Annotated in this window: 16 protein-coding genes and 1 tRNA gene; 8 read left to right on the plus strand and 9 right to left on the minus strand. The window is 58.5% G+C overall.

Annotated elements, in window-relative coordinates; all coding sequences use genetic code 11:
* Positions 1-7 precede the first annotated feature (7 nt).
* From RLW41_RS03725 to RLW41_RS03750, 6 genes are all read right to left on the minus strand, one after another.
* The gene (locus RLW41_RS03725; RefSeq protein WP_414463535.1) at positions 8-595 is read right to left on the minus strand and encodes an SET domain-containing protein; all 588 of its coding nucleotides are present in this window, start codon (positions 593-595) and stop codon (positions 8-10) included.
* Positions 596-885: 290 nt separating this feature from the next.
* Positions 886-2,178 (minus strand): RsmB/NOP family class I SAM-dependent RNA methyltransferase, encoded by a 1,293-nt coding sequence (locus tag RLW41_RS03730; protein WP_414463536.1) that lies wholly within the window; start codon positions 2,176-2,178, stop codon positions 886-888.
* Positions 2,179-2,191: 13 nt separating this feature from the next.
* The gene (locus RLW41_RS03735; RefSeq protein WP_013948829.1) at positions 2,192-2,614 is read right to left on the minus strand and encodes an MAPEG family protein; all 423 of its coding nucleotides are present in this window, start codon (positions 2,612-2,614) and stop codon (positions 2,192-2,194) included.
* A 43-nt stretch (positions 2,615-2,657) separates the two neighbouring features.
* A complete protein-coding gene (gene guaB, locus RLW41_RS03740) occupies positions 2,658-4,172 on the minus strand; it encodes an IMP dehydrogenase (RefSeq protein ID WP_409560852.1) in 1,515 nt (504 codons plus the stop codon).
* A gap of 344 nt (positions 4,173-4,516) precedes the next feature.
* On the minus strand, positions 4,517-5,275 hold the full coding sequence (locus RLW41_RS03745) for an RlmE family RNA methyltransferase (RefSeq protein ID WP_414463537.1): 759 nt from the start codon (positions 5,273-5,275) through the stop codon (positions 4,517-4,519).
* Positions 5,276-5,277: 2 nt separating this feature from the next.
* Positions 5,278-6,597 (minus strand): Ppx/GppA phosphatase family protein, encoded by a 1,320-nt coding sequence (locus tag RLW41_RS03750; protein WP_414463538.1) that lies wholly within the window; start codon positions 6,595-6,597, stop codon positions 5,278-5,280.
* A 182-nt stretch (positions 6,598-6,779) separates the two neighbouring features.
* Between RLW41_RS03750 and RLW41_RS03755 the strand changes: the two genes are divergently transcribed.
* Together RLW41_RS03755 and RLW41_RS03760 are read left to right on the plus strand one after the other, a co-directional pair.
* Positions 6,780-7,583, plus strand: coding sequence for a M15 family metallopeptidase (locus RLW41_RS03755; protein WP_414463539.1), 804 nt, complete (start codon positions 6,780-6,782; stop codon positions 7,581-7,583).
* Between the two features lie 190 nt (positions 7,584-7,773).
* Positions 7,774-7,847: transfer RNA gene (locus RLW41_RS03760), tRNA-Gln, on the plus strand.
* Between the two features lie 212 nt (positions 7,848-8,059).
* On the opposite strand, the gene RLW41_RS03765 is transcribed toward RLW41_RS03760, so the two are convergent.
* Genes RLW41_RS03765 through RLW41_RS03775 form a run of 3 tightly spaced genes read right to left on the minus strand, consistent with a single transcriptional unit; the run spans position 8,060 to position 10,564 of the window.
* Positions 8,060-9,742: a recombinase family protein gene (locus RLW41_RS03765; RefSeq protein WP_414463540.1), complete on the minus strand. Its 1,683-nt coding sequence runs from the start codon at positions 9,740-9,742 to the stop codon at positions 8,060-8,062.
* Positions 9,739-10,215 (minus strand): DUF2924 domain-containing protein, encoded by a 477-nt coding sequence (locus RLW41_RS03770; protein WP_414463541.1) that lies wholly within the window; start codon positions 10,213-10,215, stop codon positions 9,739-9,741. The genes RLW41_RS03765 and RLW41_RS03770 overlap by 4 nt, the downstream gene beginning before the upstream one ends.
* A gap of 1 nt (position 10,216) precedes the next feature.
* The gene (locus RLW41_RS03775) at positions 10,217-10,564 is read right to left on the minus strand and encodes a DUF3489 domain-containing protein (RefSeq protein ID WP_414463542.1); all 348 of its coding nucleotides are present in this window, start codon (positions 10,562-10,564) and stop codon (positions 10,217-10,219) included.
* Between the two features lie 279 nt (positions 10,565-10,843).
* Between RLW41_RS03775 and RLW41_RS03780 the strand changes: the two genes are divergently transcribed.
* From RLW41_RS03780 to RLW41_RS03805, 6 genes are all read left to right on the plus strand, one after another.
* Complete coding sequence (locus RLW41_RS03780) at positions 10,844-12,079, plus strand: hypothetical protein (protein ID WP_414463543.1); 1,236 nt, start codon at positions 10,844-10,846, stop codon at positions 12,077-12,079.
* Positions 12,080-12,323: 244 nt separating this feature from the next.
* Positions 12,324-14,246: a DEAD/DEAH box helicase family protein gene (locus RLW41_RS03785; protein ID WP_414463544.1), complete on the plus strand. Its 1,923-nt coding sequence runs from the start codon at positions 12,324-12,326 to the stop codon at positions 14,244-14,246.
* Between the two features lie 39 nt (positions 14,247-14,285).
* Entirely contained in the window at positions 14,286-14,474 is a 189-nt protein-coding gene (locus RLW41_RS03790; RefSeq protein WP_414463545.1) for a hypothetical protein, read from the plus strand.
* 1 nt (position 14,475) lies between these two features.
* Positions 14,476-16,413 carry an AAA family ATPase gene (locus tag RLW41_RS03795; protein WP_414463546.1) on the plus strand — a complete coding sequence of 646 codons (1,938 nt, stop codon included), beginning with the start codon at positions 14,476-14,478 and terminating at the stop codon, positions 16,411-16,413.
* Positions 16,410-16,889, plus strand: a complete 480-nt coding sequence (locus RLW41_RS03800) for a hypothetical protein (protein ID WP_414463547.1) — start codon at positions 16,410-16,412, stop codon at positions 16,887-16,889. Before RLW41_RS03795 ends, RLW41_RS03800 begins: the two co-directional genes overlap by 4 nt.
* A gap of 417 nt (positions 16,890-17,306) precedes the next feature.
* Positions 17,307-18,524 (plus strand): AIPR family protein, encoded by a 1,218-nt coding sequence (locus tag RLW41_RS03805; protein WP_414463548.1) that lies wholly within the window; start codon positions 17,307-17,309, stop codon positions 18,522-18,524.
* The last annotated feature ends 58 nt before the right edge of the window (positions 18,525-18,582 follow it).

An 18,582-nucleotide genomic window follows, 5' to 3' on the forward strand; every position in this document is an offset into this window, starting at 1 on the left:
CGACGCGCTACTCGCCAGGGATGATGATCGGCTCGGCCGCCGATTTGCGAAGCGATCGCCGCCGCCGTGCCGCCAAAGACGTGAGCGCCTGACCGGCCAGAATGCGGCGCTGGAGATACGGCGAAAAGTATCCTGCGTACCGCCGCCAGAGATCCGGGCGCATCCAATCCTGTCCCGACACGTGGCCACGGCAGTGTGGCGAACCGCACGAGCACGCGAATTCGTCGTACGGCGAGCCGTCGCTCATCGCGTAGTCGTAGGTGATCTCTTCGCCCGGCGAGATATCGCGCATCGCCACGAGCGTGATCTGGCCTGAGAGGCCGGAGTTCGGATCGCAGCAATGGTTGACGTAATCCGGCGGCTCGCAGTCCGACAGCGAGACCAGATACTGGTTTTCCTCGACCTGAAGCGAATAGCGCTTCACGGTCTGAGGCATTTCGTTCAGTTCCTCGCCGGTTACGAGCGTTCCGCTCCAGACGACGATCAATTCGCCTTTGGCGATTGCGTGCCGGGCAACGACGGTATGGCCGCCGCGATCCGGTGCGGGACGAACTTCGCATTTCGGGGAGAGGAAGGAGTGGGGCCTACCGCTCATTCATTGACCTCAATTGGCCTCACGAGCGTGGGCACGGCGTGAAATACGCATACAAAGCCGCGGTCCCTCGATCTGCCGCGAGCCAGCGGCAAACGCCTGATGAGATAGTTTGAAGGTTTGTGATGTCAACGGAGTTTCTTGGCGGTGGCCCCAAGTAATCCGCTCACATTTTATGTCAGCGCGTAACGGGCGGACAAACATTTCCCGCAGCAGTTTGCGTGCTGAGGAAATCTGTCCGCGCGCTTCAAGGCGACGATCCCCGGCGGCAAATCAATCCGCCGAAAGTTCGGTTATGCCTTTCGGCCTAGTGCCGCAATGAAGAACCCGTCGGTGCCATGCCGGTGAGGTGTCAACAACAACGTGTCGGTGCGCGCGTCGGCCGACGGCGGAGGCTCGCTCGCGAACGCCACCTTCCAGACTTCAGCCGTCGGGATGACGGAGAAGTCGGCGTTGCCTTCAAGAAACCACGCGATCTGCCCAGTGTTCTCTTCGGGAAGAATTGAGCACGTCACGTAGAGCAGTTGGCCGCCCGGTTTGACGAGGCTCGCGGCCCGCTTCAGCACGGACTGCTGCTCTGCCATCCGCGCCTTCAATGCTTCAGGTTTCAGCCGCCACTTGGCGTCCGGTCGGCGGCGCCAGGTTCCAGTTCCGGTGCATGGCGCGTCCGCGAGGACGACATCGAAGCGCGGGCCGAGGGCATCAACCGCCACCTCGTCGCCCGCACGCAGCACCTGAACGTTGCGGACACCCGCTCGCTTGATGCGCTCGAAGATCGGCTTAAGCTGGTTGCGGTCAGCATCGTAGGCATAGATCTGACCGGTGTTCTGCATCAGGGCCGCAAGCGCGAGCGTCTTGCCGCCCGCACCGGCACAGAGATCGAGCACCTGCTTGCGCGGTCCGGCGCCGGACAGCAGCGCAGCGATCTGCGAGCCTTCGTCCTGGATTTCGAACCAGCCCGCCTGAAAGGCAGCCTCAGCCTGGAGGTTCGGCGTGCGCTGCGCACCGACGGGCGGGGGCACGCGAATGCCGATCGGCGACAGGCCGCATGGCTCGGCGCCGAAGCTTGCGAGCGCCTTCAGAACCTTCTCCGGCGTCGACTTCAGCGTGTTGACGCGAAGGTCGGCGGGGGCGCGGCGGGCCATCGCCTGGCCTTCGGCGACGGCGTCGGCGCCGAACTGATCGGAGAACGACGGCCAAAGCCATTCGGGAATGTCGGCCTGCGCGTGAGGCGGTGTGCCGTCGAGCGGGCGTGTCAGGCCAGCTTGCTCGGTCTCAGTTAGTGGTGGCGGCGAGTGATCGGAGCCGTCGCACGCGGCGATGACGGCTTCCGGCGTCAGGCCCAGCGCAGAAGACGCAGCGCCAAGCGCGAGCGCGCGGGGCGTGTCCTCTCCGAAAGCCCAGGAGATGGACGCGCGGCGGCGCATGGCGTCATAGACAAGGCCGCCAATGGCGTTGCGGTCGCCGGAGCCGGCAAAACGATGGGCCTTGCCCCAATCGGTCAAGGCAATGGCAACGGGCTGGTAGCGATTGATGATCGCTTCCAAGACCTCGATCGCCGCAGCGATCCGAGCACCGGCTTTCATTGGAAAAACATCTCTAGATGCCAATCAGAATTTTGATGGCGAAGACGAGCCACATGATGAAAAGGACGACGGCACCCAGCGAATAGACGCGCGTGCGCCACATGACATCGTTGCTCGTCGTGTGGATGTAGGCGTGGACGATGCGGGAGAGCACGAAGACCCAGGCCAGGACGAGTAGCAGCAGGTCGCCGACGCGCGTGATCAGAAGGAAGGCGATCAACGCGAAGAACAGCAGCGGCAGCTCGAACTGGTTGGAGAAGCTGTTTCCGAACTGCCGCGCGCGCGGGCCGTAGTTCCGGCTGTCGAGCGCAACGTCCTCCGGTTTCACTTCGCCGCGGGCGATGCTACCGAGCCGCGCCCGCCCCATCAGACCCATCAGCACGAAGATCAGGAGCACCTCAACGAAGACCGGCAGCAAAAAGTCCGTGACTGTCATGATGTGGTCCTCGCGAGTTGGCCAGACGATATAGTCTATTAGATTACCGGCCAACGCCCGGATAGTTCGGACTTTCGCGTGTGATCATGACGCCATGGGCGTGGCTTTCCTGGATGCCGGCCGGCGAAACGCGAACGAACTTGGCGCGCTTCTGCAGTTCCGGAATGGTCTTGGCTCCGAGATAGCCCATGCCCGCGCGTAAGCCGCCGACAAGCTGGTGAACGACAGCTTCCATCGGCCCCTTGTAGGGAACCTGGCCTTCGATGCCTTCCGGAACGAGCTTCAGCGTATCGCGGACCTCGGCCTGGAAGTAGCGATCGGCCGAGCCGCGAGCCATGGCACCCACGGAGCCCATTCCCCGGTACGACTTGTAGGTGCGGCCCTGATAGAGATAGGTCTCGCCGGGTGCTTCGTCCGTGCCCGCAAGCAGCGAGCCGATCATCACGCACGAGGCGCCAGCGGCGACGGCCTTGGCGATGTCGCCGGAGAAGCGGATGCCGCCGTCGGCGATCACCGGCACGCCATAACGGGCGGCTTCCCTGGCGCATTCCATCACGGCGGTGAGCTGAGGCACGCCAACACCCGCGACGATGCGCGTGGTGCAGATCGAGCCCGGACCGATGCCGACTTTCACAGCGTCGGCTCCGGCGTCGATCAACGCCTTCGTCGCGTCGGCCGTGGCGACGTTTCCGGCAATCACCTGCACGCTGTTCGACTGCCGCTTGATGCGCGCAACGGCGTCGATGACCTTAATGGAATGTCCGTGTGCGGTATCGACGACAATGACGTCACAACCGGCCGCGATGAGGCGCTCGGTGCGCTCGAAGCCATCCTCGCCGACGGTCGTCGCGGCGGCGACGCGAAGGCGTCCCTGGGCATCCTTCGAGGCATTCGGATGCTTGGCGGCCTTCTCGATGTCCTTGACGGTGATGAGGCCGATGCAGTTGCCCTGATCGTCAACAACGATCAGTTTTTCGATGCGGTTCTTGTGCAGAAGCTTTTTAGCGTCTTCCGGCGACACGTTGCGCTTCACGGTCACCAGATTGTCTTTCGTCATGAACTTTGAAACGGGCTGGTCGAGGTCGGTGGCGAAGCGGACGTCGCGGTTGGTCAGGATGCCGACGAGCTTGCCCTTGCCGGCGCTGCCGTCCGGCGCTTCGCGGCCGCTATCAACAACCGGCACCCCGGTCACGCCCTTCTCTGCCATCAGCGTCAGGGCGTCACGCAGAGATTTCTGCGGCGCGATCGTTACCGGATCGAGGACGATGCCGCTTTCATAGCGTTTGACCTGTGCGACGTGGCGGGCCTGCTCCTCGATGGTGAGGTTGCGATGAAGAACGCCGATGCCACCTTCCTGGGCCATAGCGATGGCGAGGCGCGCTTCGGTCACCGTATCCATGGCGGACGACAGCAGCGGGATATTCAGTCGAATACTCTTGGTCAGCTGGGCCGAGACGTCCGTCTGTCCTGGCATGACGTCGGACGGACCCGGCACCAGTAAAACGTCGTCAAAGGTAAGCGCGATCGCCGAATCGAGCGCGGATAGGCTCGAAGTCATGCCGACTTCTCCAGATTTTGGGGGGCGACACGTTCAGGCCCCCTGGGGCGGAACACTGTCGCGGGGTCTATATCACCAAGATTTCCGACTTGGAAGCGTTCTTGGCCGCGTCAAATGGGGATGATGGTAACCAATTCAAGCGGCGTGCAAAAAGTGGCGCGAAAAGGCCTTTTTCGTCATACGCGTGTCGCGGATGAGGAGCAAAGAGGCGCCCACGGGGTTCAAAGCCCCCATAGGATTTGCTTCTGAGTTAGAGCCGTCGGCGGGTGCGTTCAGCGTTTCCCCAGCCCACGGCGGCAGGGAAAGCAGATCGCGACAAGGCCTCGGCAAGAGCCGAAACAGCCTCAGTCGGCCGACCCCTCTCCCCGAAATCCCGTCGCCAGAACGTAAAGCTCTGAGCTTTCGGCGCGGCTGGCAGGTGGCTTCACGTGGCGCACGACCTTGAAATCGCGCTTCAGCATGTCGAGCAGGTCGCGCTCGGTGCCGCCCTGAAAGACCTTGCAAAGGAAAGCGCCGCCCGGCTCCAGCACGTCTGCGGCGAAGGCGGCGGCCGCCTCGGCGAGACCCATGATGCGCAAGTGATCGGTCTTGGCGTGACCGACTGTCGGCGCCGCCATATCGGAGAGCACGACATCGGCGCGGCCGTCCCGCAGGCGGGATTTCAAAAGCTCCTCGGCGCCCGGATCGGTGAAATCCATTTCAATCATATCGACACCGGGGATCGGCTCGAACGCCAGATAGTCGATGGCGACGACCTGGCCCTTCCCGTCGGCTGCCTTCACCCGCTCTGCCGCTTCCTGCGACCAGCCGCCCGGCGCTGCGCCGAGGTCGATGATCCGCTGGCCGGGCTTCAAGAAATGATAGCGGGCGTCGATCTCGCGCAGCTTAAAGGCCGCGCGGGAGCGCAGACCCTCACGCTTCGACGCTGCGACGTAGGGATCGTTCAATTGACGCTCAAGCCAGCGGGCAGACGAGACGGAGCGTTTGCGCGCAGTCTTGACCGTCGTGCGAAGCTGCCGCTGGCCGCCGCTCAAGCTTGAATGGGCGCCACCGACGCCGCCCTTCTTGCCGCCGGCACCGCCGTTATTACTTTTGCCGCTCACGACTACCGTGCACCCTTCCCGCGCTTGCCGCGCCCGCGACGGCGGCGGCTGGAGCGCCAGACGCCATCTTCCATCATCATTCGCATCAGGATGCCTTCACGCAGCCCGCGGTCGGCGACGCGCAAACGATCGGCGGGCCAGAGCTTCATGATTGCGTCGAGGATGGCGCAGCCTGCAAGGACGAGATCGGCGCGCTCGCGGCCGATGCACGGCTGCAGCACGCGTTCGTCGTAGGAGCGCGCCAGAAGCTCGGTCGTGACATTCTCGATGTCGTGCGTGCCGAGCCAAATACCATCAACACGCTTGCGATCGTAGCGGTCGAGGCCGAGCATGACGCCGGCAATCGTCGTAACCGTGCCGGACGTGCCGAGGAAGTGCACGGGCTTGCCTGCGGTCCGCTCGCGGAAATTATGTTTCGCCTCGAACGGCAGAAGCAGCTTCGTTACCGCCTCGGACATGGCGGCGAAGCTCTCCGCCGTCACGTCACGACCGCCGAAGCGCTCTGCCAGCGTAACGACTCCGACGGGAAGCGATTCCCAGGCGACGATGGCGTCGTCGACATCGCCGCGGCCGCTCAGCGCATCCTGACGAGTGCCGAGCCTCGTCAGGTCCAGCCAGATGATCTCCGACGAGCCGCCGCCGATGTCGAACACGAGCACGTAATCAGTACTCGGATCGATGAGCGTTGCGCATCCGGCGACCGCCAGATGCGCTTCCAACTCCGGCGTCAGGATTTCGATATCGAGATCGAAGCTGTCCTTTACCTTGGCGACGAAGTCAGGACCGTTGGCCGCGACGCGGCAGGCTTGGGTCGCCACGAGACGGGTGCGCGTCACATTGTGGCGATGCAGCTTGCCGGCGCAGACTTTCAACGCCTCCATCGTGCGATTCATCGCAAGATCTGAAAGGTGGCCCGTGCGGCTTACGCCTTCGCCTAAACGAATGATGCGCGAGAATGCATCGACGACGCGAAAGCCGCGCCGCGACGGCCGCGCCAGAAGCAGCCGGCAGTTGTTGGTGCCAAGGTCGAGCGCGCCGTAAATTTGTTCGCCGCCCGGCGGCTTGATCGCAAGCGACGACACCGGAATGGCGTGCGGATCGCGCCGCTCGTCACGGCCGTCTCCGCGCGGCGAAGCCCGGTTCACGAACGGCTTTGAACCATTGTCGTTGCGCTTGTAGAGCTGCCGATCGCTGTCGTCACGTTCGCTCTCACTAGGTAGCGAAAGCGCGGAAAATCCAGTCGTATCTGGAATCTCGTCGTCGGATTTTTCCGGGAGCCCAGCTGCGTCGGACGCATCGGAGCCTGATTTCTCGGGCGTCAAATTTATATCTCCAGGACCTGGTGCATCAGCAGCTTGCCGCCAAGCGCCGTGCTCATCAGGCCAACGATCTGGACCTCAGTTAGGGGGAAGTGTATCAGGTCGCGCACGCCCGTAAAGCTCTCGCGGGATGCTTAACGCCGCGCCACACATTCTCAGGCGTGCCTCGCGAACGGCGGCTTCCCATGCTGCAGCGAATTCGATTGTTGTTCCGGGTGGTTGGACACGCTGCCTCGATCATCGCAATCTCACCCACTATTTGTGTTGCAGATGGCCTCAGCGATGAGGCTGTGGCCGGGCGACTTGCTGCGGCCTATCCCGACTCGGTGGCGGGCCTCGACGGCCGCAATCTGAAGTTCCGTGACGGAACGACATTGCCGCTCGGCAGCGACGAAGAAAAACCGTTCGAAACGTGGCTCGCACATCCGAGCATCAAGGACATGTTCCGATATTCTTATCCGCAAGGCGCCGAGGCTCGTCCGCCAAAGTTCAATTTCGATCCGGGCCGTGCGCGCGACGCGGCATTCTTTACAAAGCTCTATGGCGACTGCCAGCAGCCGGGCTTCGCCGCGTCATTGACGACCGTCCGGTGGCTGCCGGGGAAAGCCAATCAGCGAATCGTGGTGACCCGCAGGAATGGAGTCGCGGCGCATCTCCAGGCCGTCAGCGACGAGCTCGATGCTCTGCCCGGAAGGTTCGACGCGTACCTCATTCCTTCCGCAGGAGGGTTCGTGTGCCGCACGATCGCGGGGACGGCGCAGCGCTCGGGGCACGGCTACGGCATTGCGATCGACATTGCGACGACGCATTCGCATTACTGGCGATGGGCCAAGGGCGGCGCGAGTGAACTGCCAGTCTATCGCAACGCCGTCCCGCTCGAGATCGTGCGCATTTTCGAGCGGCACGGCTTCATCTGGGGCGGGCGCTGGTATCACTACGATACGATGCACTTCGAATACCGCCCGGAGCTTCTCGGACTGCGCCAATAGGCGCGAGCCTTGCGCCGGACGACATCCAAATTGGACCCAGCGCGTGGTGACGGCCCCATGCCGTAAGCTGATGTGCGCACGAGCCTTTTGGCGCAGGGGAGCGTTGAAGCGACGCCGGCCTTGCAGTCGCTCAGCGCTGCTGCTATGACGCGCCCTCTCGGCGGCCAACAGGCGCGCCTGATCCCGGCTTTGGGGGATCGTCTAATGGTAGGACTGCAGACTCTGACTCTGCCTGTCTAGGTTCGAATCCTAGTCCCCCAGCCATCCAACTCACTGAAATCACAGAATTTTCCTACCTTCCAACGCGCTCGAAATAACGCCCACATTGCCGCGGCTTAGCCTTGCCTGGGCACCATCGGAGGTCCGCAGAGACGCAAATCTGCGCGTTTTGACGCGGCATTCCGCGAAACGTCTCTACTGCCAACTTTCGGGGCGGGCGGTTTGGGCTCCGATCAGAAGATCTCGGCGTTCGATGGTCAGGCGAAGCCCAAGAACTTGCGCTGCGCGGTCCAATCGAACGGTAGATCCTGGGAGGTTCTCAGCAGACGCTTCGGGCTGAGCTCCGGTGGCTGCCGACCGGCAAGGATGTCCTCCATGATACTTGGGGCGAGATACGTCAGACGCATCAGCGCGGTCAGACGGCCTTTGCTCTTGGTGATGCCCGAGGTGATGTTATTGAGGGTCTCGGTCGTGTCGGCCAACATCTTGTCCCGAACAGCGAAGGCCTCCTGCAACACTTGAACGAGGGATGCGTCGGGAGACCTCTGCGACAGGTCGCCGATCACCATGCGCTTGCCTTGACCAGAACGACTCAGCTCCGCCGGCACTGTGAGATTGATCGACCGATCTGATGCGCTCCCATTTTTTCCCTCTACGCCGAGCGCGCCCGCAAGCTGTCCGGCATCGATCACAATCTCAATTTGGTCCGGTGAAAGGGTGACGCGAGCAACAGTCTGACGGACGATTACCCGTACGGTCTCAGGCGGCATAACGGGCCATTGTTTGCTGAGCTCCGCAGCTCGACTCAGCACTGCATCCAGTTCTCCGGCCTTCAGTTCCAGTGCCGCGAGAGCGTCCGCGATGTCCCTTTGCGATGTCAGGAGCATACGTACGCGATCAAGGACCAGACCCTCCACCTCGCTCGCTGGCACACGCATCGTGTTTCCGGTGGATTTTCGAGAATCAAGCAGAGTGGCAGAGATGTAGTATCGATAGCGACGACCGCGCTTGTTGGCATGCGTCGGCGTCATCCGGTTGCCGTCATGGTCAAAAAGCAACCCTGATAGAAGGCTTGGAGCCTCAGCCCCTGTCGCCAGAGACCGGGCCTTTCGGTTCGCGACCAGCTTTTCCTGAACCACAGACCAAAGTTCAGCATCAATGATGGCCTCGTGCTGGCCGGGATAGACGATGCCCTTGTGAGCGATTTCACCTCGATAGAGATGGTTCTGAAGGATCAGATACAGGATCCCGCGTGAGAACTTAGCGCCGCCAGTGATAAGGCCCTTCGCGCCCTCCCGGCGTTTGCTGCGCAAACCACTGCTATCGAGTTCGGCTTGCAGCAATTTGACCGAGCCGAGCTCGGCGTATCGCTGGAAAATCAGGCGAACGGTTTCCGTTTCGGCTGGATTTATGACGAGCTTTCTGTCTTTGACATCGTAACCGAGCGGCACAGTGCCACCCATCCACATGCCCTTGGCTTTGGACGCCGCGATCTTGTCGCGGATGCGCTCGCCAGCGATCTCGCGCTCGAACTGGGCAAACGACAGCAACATATTGAGCGTCAGGCGCCCCATCGATGTCGTCGTGTTGAACTGCTGGGTGACTGAGACAAACGAAGCGCCTTGCTCATCGAAGATGTCGACGATCTTGGCGAAGTCGGCAAGCGAGCGTGTCAGCCGGTCGACCTTGTAGACGACAACGATCTGAACTTTCCCAGCCTTGATATCGGCAAGCAGCCGCTGAAGCGCGGGACGCTCCATCGTTCCGCCCGAGAGACCGCCATCGTCATAGAGATCCGAAACAGCGATCCAGCCTGCATGCTTCTGGCTCTTGATGAACGCTTCGCAGGCCTCCCGTTGGGCATCGAGGGAGTTGAATTCTTTCTCCAATCCTTCGTCCGAGGACTTCCGAGTGTAGATAGCGCAACGGACCTTGATCATTCGGGAAGCCTTTCTTCATCAGAGGACGAGCCAACGTTCGCACCAGTCTTCAGGCCGAAGAACCGCGGTCCGGACCACCGAGCGCCGGTGATCTCACGGGCGACAATCGACAATGATGGATAGCGCTGCCCCCGCCATTCGACGCCATCGTCCAGGATGACGATGGTATGCGTTTGCCCGTGCCATTCCCGGACGAGACGCGTGCCCGCCTTGAATGAGAGGGGGCGCCGGCGCCGCCGGGCCGAGGCATCTTCTGAACTTGGGCGCTGCAGCCTCCGGAGCGTGCCTTTCGACAACCCGCCATGTGCCAGCTCCTGGAGCCTGTAGGTGATCCCGCGCAGCAGGATATCGCGGCTCAAGCGTTTGGGAGGCGACGTCTGATAGAGACGCCGCCACTCATTGCGCAGCGCATCGATCACAAGGCTCTCGAGCCGCACGATCTCTGCGACTAGGTCCAGCGACAGCTTTGCCATCTCAACGGCCGTGACGCGGGACGATGCGATACCGCCGCAACTCTCCATCGGATTTGGAGGACGTCAGATTAAGACCGAGCTTCTTCTTGACCGTTCCGGCCAAGAAGCCACGGACACTGTGCTGCCGCCACTCAGTCGCTTGCATCATCTCGGGGATGGTCGCGCCGTTGCGTTGGCTCAACAGCGACAGGATGCGATCCTGCTTCGTGCTGCGCGATAGTGTGTCAGACTGTCCTGCAGGTGCTGCCGCCGGTTTCGACTGTTTCGGATTGGGCTTTGATTTACCTGCTTTGCTGGGTGAGGTTGCTCGCTTGGCTTTGGTCGAGGAATGAACTTCAACTGCGGTCATGTTGGGCTCCGTGCTTTCGGCGCGCCCCGTTGGCGCTCCCACTGCCCGAAGCCCCGCAACCGCGAGGCGATATTTTAATTCCTAGCGCGTCAACGCGCCGACCGCTGATGTCCCATACCAATGCGTCCTTTGCGACAGAAGTCCAGGGCTGCTGACCTAACTGCCACTAATTTCGGAATGTCGGTTAAACGGCTTTCTATTGAGTTTTGGCGAACACGCCAGAGGGAGCTAAAAATGGTGTCGAGGCAAGAATTGTACGAGCTAGTGTGGTCCACGCCCATGACCAAAGTGGCCGAGCAATTCAATGTGTCAAGTAGCTACTTGGCACGTGTCTGCGCTGCCCTCAATGTGCCTAAACCAGGGCGGGGCTATTGGGCTAAACTGGCCGTTGGCGCAGCATCATCCCAAATTCCTTTGCCGGCTGCACGAGCTGGCGATCAACTCTCATGGGCGCCGGGGCAAGAACTCGCTCCAATCGCCAAACCGCGGCCTTGGATGAATGAGAGCGATCGCCAATCTCTATCCAGGGAACTCGAGCACTGGTTGATCAGGAGCGCCAGACAGCACTTCGACAATAGTCGTCCCATGAAAGACGGCGACTACATTAAGCCGTACAAGAATCTTCTTGTCGATATCACGTCTTCGAAAGCATGCCTCGAAAAAGCCTTCAGCTTTTCCAGCACTCTTTTCAATGCTCTCGAATCCGCCGGTCATCGCGTGATGCTGGCAACAAGCCCAGGCATGCACCGTGGGAAAATCGATGAGCACGAGGTGCATCGCAGACAACAAAGTTATCGCTATCCAAGCCTCTGGACACCGAGAAAACCGACCGTCGTATACGTTGGAGAAGTAGCGCTCGGACTTGCGATCGTCGAGATGTCCGAAGACGTTCTCATGCGTTACGTCGACGGTACCTATATACGAGATACCGATTATAAACCTCCCAAAGCGTCGCGCTATTACGTGGATCGAACATGGACCACGATGCAATCAATACCGTCCGGCAGATTGCGCCTCACTGCCTATTGTCCCTCCTGGCGCGTAACATGGTCGACTGAATGGCAGGAAACATCCAAATCTCCGCTTGAGAATTCCTTGCGCATGATCCTTAAAACTGTCGAGGGGTCAGCGGGTATGCTGATGGAGAAACTGACGGCCGCAGAACGCGCAGCAGAGGCCGAGCATCTCCGGCAACTAGCCGCAATTGAAAACCATAAGAGAGAGGAAGATCTTCGCAAGGTAGCGCAGTCGCTGAAGGACAGTCAGGAGCACTTGGCTCGCGTCATTCAACAATGGGCCAATGCGAAGAATATCGAGCAATTCCTTCTTGGCGTTGAGGAAAAAGTTACACGACTGCCGGGTGAAGCGCAGCAAGCAGTCTTAGACCGCATCACTCTAGCTCGCGAACTTCTTGGACCTCTCGACCCGATGAAGTTCCTTCTCGATTGGAAGAGCCCGTCGGAACTTTACCAACCCCAGTACATGGTTAGTACGGATGCGGCAAAGAAAAACTAGCGCAGCTGCATTCGCCGAATGAGCCGCAATGGGCGAAATTGAATCCCGCAAAAACTGGCTAGCCCGAGGGGTCTGCTGATGGGAGCGTCTCGGCAGGCGGAACGTCCCCCAATCGCCCCCCTGAATGATAGCTGTTGACAGCGTCTAGCTCAGCGCCCGCCTCAGATGGCTTGGAGCTACTTGTGGGCTCCGCTGTTTCAAGCAATGTTGGTTGGGCACATCGATAACAGAAAAACAATTGGCCATGAGCTTACGCGATCTTCCGACCACTCCCCATCTCGCGACGTCTACCCACAAGCTTCTTGAGAGCTTCTACGTGCCGGCCCTGGCTCGTTCAAATACTTACGATCGAGGCGTAGGTTTTTTTACATCCAATTGGCTTCGCCTCGCAGCAAGCGGTCTCGCTGGCCTTGCCGCAAATGGCGGCAAAGCGCGGATCATTGCGAGCCCTAAACTCGATCCGGACGATTGTGCTGCACTTAACCAAGGTGCTGATGCACGCAATGATCCGCGTTTGCGTGCCGCTCTCGAAAAAGAAGTCAAAGACCTTGCCCACGATCTCACTAACAATACGCTGACTACGCTTGCGTGGATGGTCGCCGATGGTTTGCTCGACTTCCGCATTGCTATCCCAACGGGAGAGCTTGATGGCGATTTCCACGATAAATTCGGAATCTTCCAAGACATATCGAGGAATGCAATCGCATTCCACGGATCGCCGAATGACAGTGAGAAGGCGTTCAGAAATTATGAGTCCATCAGTATCTATTATTCATGGGTCGATGAACGTGAACTTAGCCGGGTGAAGGGCCAACAGGAGCGATTTGATCTGATCTGGGATAATGGCGAAATGAATCTTCGTGTCTACCAGCTTCCAGATGCAGTGCGGCGCAATCTTATTGAGTTCGCCACCCACTCACAGCGCCCATATGCAGCGCCATCGGACAAGGAAGATACGGCCGACGCATGGAAATGGCGACATCAGCGCGAAGCCATTGCTGAGTTTCTAAAGAAGAAGCACGGTATTCTTGAGATGGCAACCGGCACGGGGAAGACCAGAACTGCGCTCTCGATAGTAGATGAACTGCGAGAGCGCGGAATGGCGCAGACGTTCATCATTGCGGCATACGGCACCGACCTTTTGGATCAGTGGCACAAAGAGCTAGTCCGCCGCACTTCTCTCCCCATATTCCGCGCCTACGAAAGACATCATGAAGCGCAATCATTCTTAAACGATCCGGAAGACGCAGTTCTCTTGGTCTCGCGCCAATCTCTTGCTGAGATTCTTTCCAGACTTCGCGCGTCGGCTTACCAGCGAGGACTCCTCATCTGCGACGAGGTACACGGAATGGGCTCGCCCTCTCTCGTATCGGCGCTAACTGGGAGATTGAAACTTTTCGCGTTCCGCCTAGGTCTTAGCGCTACGCCCGAGCGGGAATACGATCACGTCGGCAACGAGTTTATCGAGGACGAAATCGGCCCCGTGATATTCAGATTCGGACTGGAAGAGGCTATCGAACGTGGCATCCTTTGCAGTTTCGATTACGTCGAACTGGAATATGCATTTTCTGACGAAGATCGAGCTTCGGTTCGGCAGGCAATTCGCCGTTACCATGCGAAAGCAAGCGCCGGCGAAGCGCCCGCGATAGACGTTCTATATCAGGAGATCGCACGCATCCGCAAACTCTCGCGTGAAAAGATTGAGCCATTTCGTAGATACACACACACGCACCCGGAGGCGCTGAAGCGGTCTTTGATCTTTGTCGAAACCGCCGAATATGGATTCCTTGTCCAGGAGATACTCATGAGCCTGAACTTGGATTTCCACACCTATTATGGCGACGATGATCGATTGAACCTGGGACGATTCGCTCGCGGTGAGCTCGACTCACTTATCACTTGCCATAGGATTTCTGAGGGCATCGATATTCAGTCAGTAAACACTATCGTTCTTTTTTCAGCGGCGCGCGCAAGACTTGAGACTGTTCAGCGCCTTGGTCGGTGCCTACGAATGGACCCCGCTAATCCGAGGAAGAGGGCCGTTGTGATCGACTTCATCCGAACAGACGATATAGATGAAAATGATCCGACCGGCGAGCTTACCGCGGACATAGAACGTCGCGATTGGTTGCGCGCCCTTGCTTCTATCAAAAGCGCTGAAACCTAGTGTCTGATTTAGAGAAAAGTCGGGCGGGGGAAAGTATCCATGACATCGGTTTATCCGGATTTGGCTGCCGCCATTGATGAGGCGTTAGGAGCAGCCGGCGACCAGAGCGATGAATTTAAGCGGCGCCTAAGGCGTCTCCTCGAAAACACCGTTACCGGAAACCTTGCCGACGATGATGTGCAAGAGGTGATTGAACTTGCCTCTGTCCCTGACCCTGTGGAGGATTGATATGGATATCAGGGTCCTCGGTTGGAGCTACGAGAACATTCGTGGCGGATTGCGCGAGGTTGAAATCGACCTCGGTTCTCCGTTGCCACGGTGGACTCTCATTCAGATGCCGAATGGAACCGGCAAGACGACTACGATGGCGCTATTAAGGGCTGTCTTCACAGGCGAGGCTCTTTCTCCAAACACTGTTCGCGAATTTCGAGCGAGCGATAATGCGGAGACCGGCCAATTTGAGGTTCGACTCACCATTGATGAGCGGCTCTACCGCATCCAACTGCGTCTCGACTACCGCACCGGCGGCCATGCCTATTGGACGGCACGATCTGAGGAGCGAAGCGGTGGAATCGAGGAGGGATTGCTTCTGCCCAGAGAATTGGTTCGTCTTTTGACGCCCGAGTTTGCGCGCCTGTTTATCTTTGATGGTGAGCTAGCGAAGGAAATCCGCGCGGTAGGTAAAGAACGCGCCGCCGAAGCAATCAAAACCTTGTACCGGCTCGACCAGTTGGAAAAATTGAAAGTCCAAGTTGGTCGGCTTGTCGATGAAAGGCAGCAAGCAGCGGCTTCCGTAACGAGCGCCACCGAATTGCGCGGCGTAAGCCGGTGGCGCAACGCGGCGAAGGCCGCCGAAGCGCGGAAAATGCAACTCCTCACCGAGCAACGTGAGTATCAACGCCATTTGAGAGAGCTTGGGCAGCGACAGGCCGCTATTGCGACGACTATTCAAGAGCATATCCAACAGAATGCTAGTTTGAGGGCTCGCAAAGAGGCGCTCGATCAAATGCGCGGCCAAATTGACAAGGAGCTCTTTGAGGCTACTAGCCGAGGAATGGCACTTCTCCGTTCGCCTCCGAAGGTGCACCCTCGCATTCTTGCTCGGCTCCATGCCCTTGGCGGCAAGCTCACTAGTCTAAAACTCCCGAAGACCATCTCTTCCGAGTTTTTTCGAGAGCTTGCGGAGCAAAATGAGTGTGTCTGCGGCCGTCCCATTAGCCAGATCGAGAAGAAGGCAGTACTTGACCGTGCAAACCTCTACTTGGCCGAGGACCAAATCGCCGTGATCAACAAGATGAAGCTTGCTCTCCGTGAGAGCAGCGCGGATGATTCTGAATTCTCGACGGTTGCCAATAGCCTGAGAGGCAAACTTCGTGAATTGCAGCAGAATAAACGCGACCATGATCAATTGGAACTCGATCAGATCGAGTCGGGAGATTCCGAGGTTGAAGCGCTGCGTACTGAGGCGCAGAGAATTGAGTCTGAATTGAAGGAGATGGAGCTAGCAGCGGAGCGTGTAGCGACCCGAGATCCATCCCGCCAGCGCGTTCTGCGGGCAGATACAAATAATAACATCGCATTGTGCGAAGCCGAATTGAAGCGATGTCAGGAGAAGTACGCGACAGTCACGAAGACGAGGCGCTTCATGGACCAGGCCGAGCGCCTACAGGAACTGGTCGGCAAGATAGCCGATCTTGCTCTTGATCGTTTGCGCGAGCGCGTTCGCAAGGCGACGAATGAGAAGTTGCTGCGTTTTATTCCTAGCGAGTCGCTACAAGTAGCTCGGATCGGCGGCGCATTGGAATTGGAATCAACGCGACTTGCATCCAAAGCCGATGTGAGTGAAGGCCAAAGCCTTTCTGTTGCCTATGCGTTTTTGACGTCGCTCCTCACCGAGGCTCCTTACCAACTTCCGTTCATTGTTGATAGCCCGGCAGTATCGCTCGATACTAAGGTTCGCCGAGAGGTCGGCGAGCTGATCCCAAATTTGTTTGGACAAATGATTATGTTTGTTATCTCGAGCGAGCGCGAGGGCTTTGCCGACGCATTCTATGCCCGACAAAGCGTGCGGTTTCTCACTTTGTGGCGTGAGACGGATGAAGTCACGCAAGTGCGGGATGGCTTAGCCTTCTTCCGCGCATTTCATGCTCCGGAGGCAGTAGTATGAGTTTTGCGTTTCCCAAAGGTGCGCGCGATTTTTTTAAGGGTATCGATAAGCAAAGTGGTCAAAAGTTTATTATGTTTGACCAATACTACTGCTGTTTGTTGGTCGGGCTCGAAGGTCGACAGATCGGAAACGAAGAGGATCTAGAAGGGGAGCCCTTCATTGTTGCATATCCTGAAGACTACCGCGCACAGGCTGACATTATCGCGGGCCTTCTCATCGACGCGGAGTTAGATCGAAAAGCCATCGCACCGGAGGATAAGGCGAGCATAGAGCAGGAAATGGTAAAGCTGCTCAATCCGACTTCCGCGACACGCCTAAGCGATGAGGGAAACAGGTTGCTGAACCTATATGCCGCCGAAGGCTTCAGGCTGGTGCATGATCGCATGATGCCGCCGGGCAGTCTCGAAGAGTTCTTGGTTGCTTACCACGGATTCTGGTACAGCGCGGGTGAGCTTACTACGTTAGAACAAGTATGATGACGAGAGGTATGCGGTTATGCGGATTTGCAAGTCGACTACAGAACGTAGGCGTTTCCTAGTCTGACAGATGCAAAATGCCTCAAACGCCGAGCTGAGAAATAGCCCACCGCTCGCCAATATAATTTGGCCTCATGCAATGAGGGCCGGAAAAAATCGCTGACAATATTTTCGTATCCAGATCGGCAATCCTCCTGGTACTGAATATCCCTTCAGCTCCTCGAGTGAAGACCTAATCCGATCTGGCGAGAACCCGCATTTTAAGCTTAAGGGACGCTGCATGCTGCCATCCAAGAATCGCGAACGCTGAGGATTGACGAGCATCTCTTTTCGTGCCAGCTTGACTGCGGTGCCGCTATGGTGGTCGCACCGTCAGGCCGCAGGGTTTTCCCACCGGCCGCTATGAAAGGAAAAGTCATGCTGCAGTTCAAGCTGCCTGTCGCGGAATACCGCGCTCTTAAATTCCCCTACAAAACTTCTTCTGGAAAGAACGTGCGTCTTGGCATGTGTTTCGCGCGCGTCGGCGATCTTCCAACAGAACTTGGCGAGTGGATGGAGGTTAATCCACGCGTCCCCAAGCTCGACCGGAAAGAGCATCTGAAAGGGCCCGTCGCTAAGGCAATCGTCGACACTCTGCGAGATGAGCCTGAGAAGATGTCGCTTCGCAACAACGGCATCACCATACTCGTCGACGAAATGTTGTTCGATCGCGCATCGGAGGAAGAAGGAAGCCTCACCATTACGCTTTCCGATTCCAATCGGCACGGGATTGCGAACGGTGGGCACACTTTCACTGCCATCAGGGAGGTTGAGGAAGACGACAGCGTTGCCAAGCCGATCGAGGCTTATGTGCGCGTGTTCTTTGTTCAGGGAGTTGAGAAAGACGACATCGCGGATATGGCGGAGGGGCTAAATCGTTCGCTGCAGGTGGATGATAAAAGCCTTGAGAATCTTAAGAGCACTTTCGATGAGATCAAGAAAGCGCTCGATGGGAAGCCAGGTGCCGATCAGATCGCGTACCGCCAAGGTGACCTTGGTGAGATCGACATCATGTTCGTGTTGACTGTCATGGCGATGCTCGATCTGAACGTATTCCCCGACCGCAAGAGCTACCCTCATACGTTGTTCGGGCAGCCCAAAGTTCTCTTGCAGACATTCGTCAACGCGAGAAAGAATGGCGGTCAGGATGTCGGATACAAGCGGATGCTGCCCAAACTGCACGAAATCTTGCGTCTGACCGACGAGGTACAGCGCGCTATGGCTGATGAGCTGGGTCGTTTGAAGATAAAGGAGACGAAGAAGAGCAATCGCGTGGCCTCTGCCAAACACAAGGACGAACCGGCTTATTTTGCTGGCGGAAAAATCGGAGGACACATCCCACTGGGATGGCTGTACCCTGTTGTGGCTGCTTTCCGCGCTAATATCGATCCCAAGGCATGGGCAACTGGGAAATTTCGCTGGCTGGCGGACCCGTTCGACGTTCTGAAAGAGACCACCGAGGAGATGTGCAGCGTGATCCGCCAGGAACACGCCGACAACAAAGACAAGCCCGCCGAAGTAGGCCGTAAGGAAGCCGCTTATCGTGGGTGTTATGGGATCGTCCTGATGGAGCTCGCCGGCCGCGGCGCGATCTGACAACGACCACTCCTTCCGGAAGGGCCCAGCCCTTCCGGATTCTTTCGAGGACTATCCT

Origin of the sequence: Hyphomicrobium sp. DY-1 (assembly GCF_047497105.1) — a bacterium.
Classification (GTDB): Bacteria; Pseudomonadota; Alphaproteobacteria; order Rhizobiales; family Hyphomicrobiaceae; genus Hyphomicrobium_B.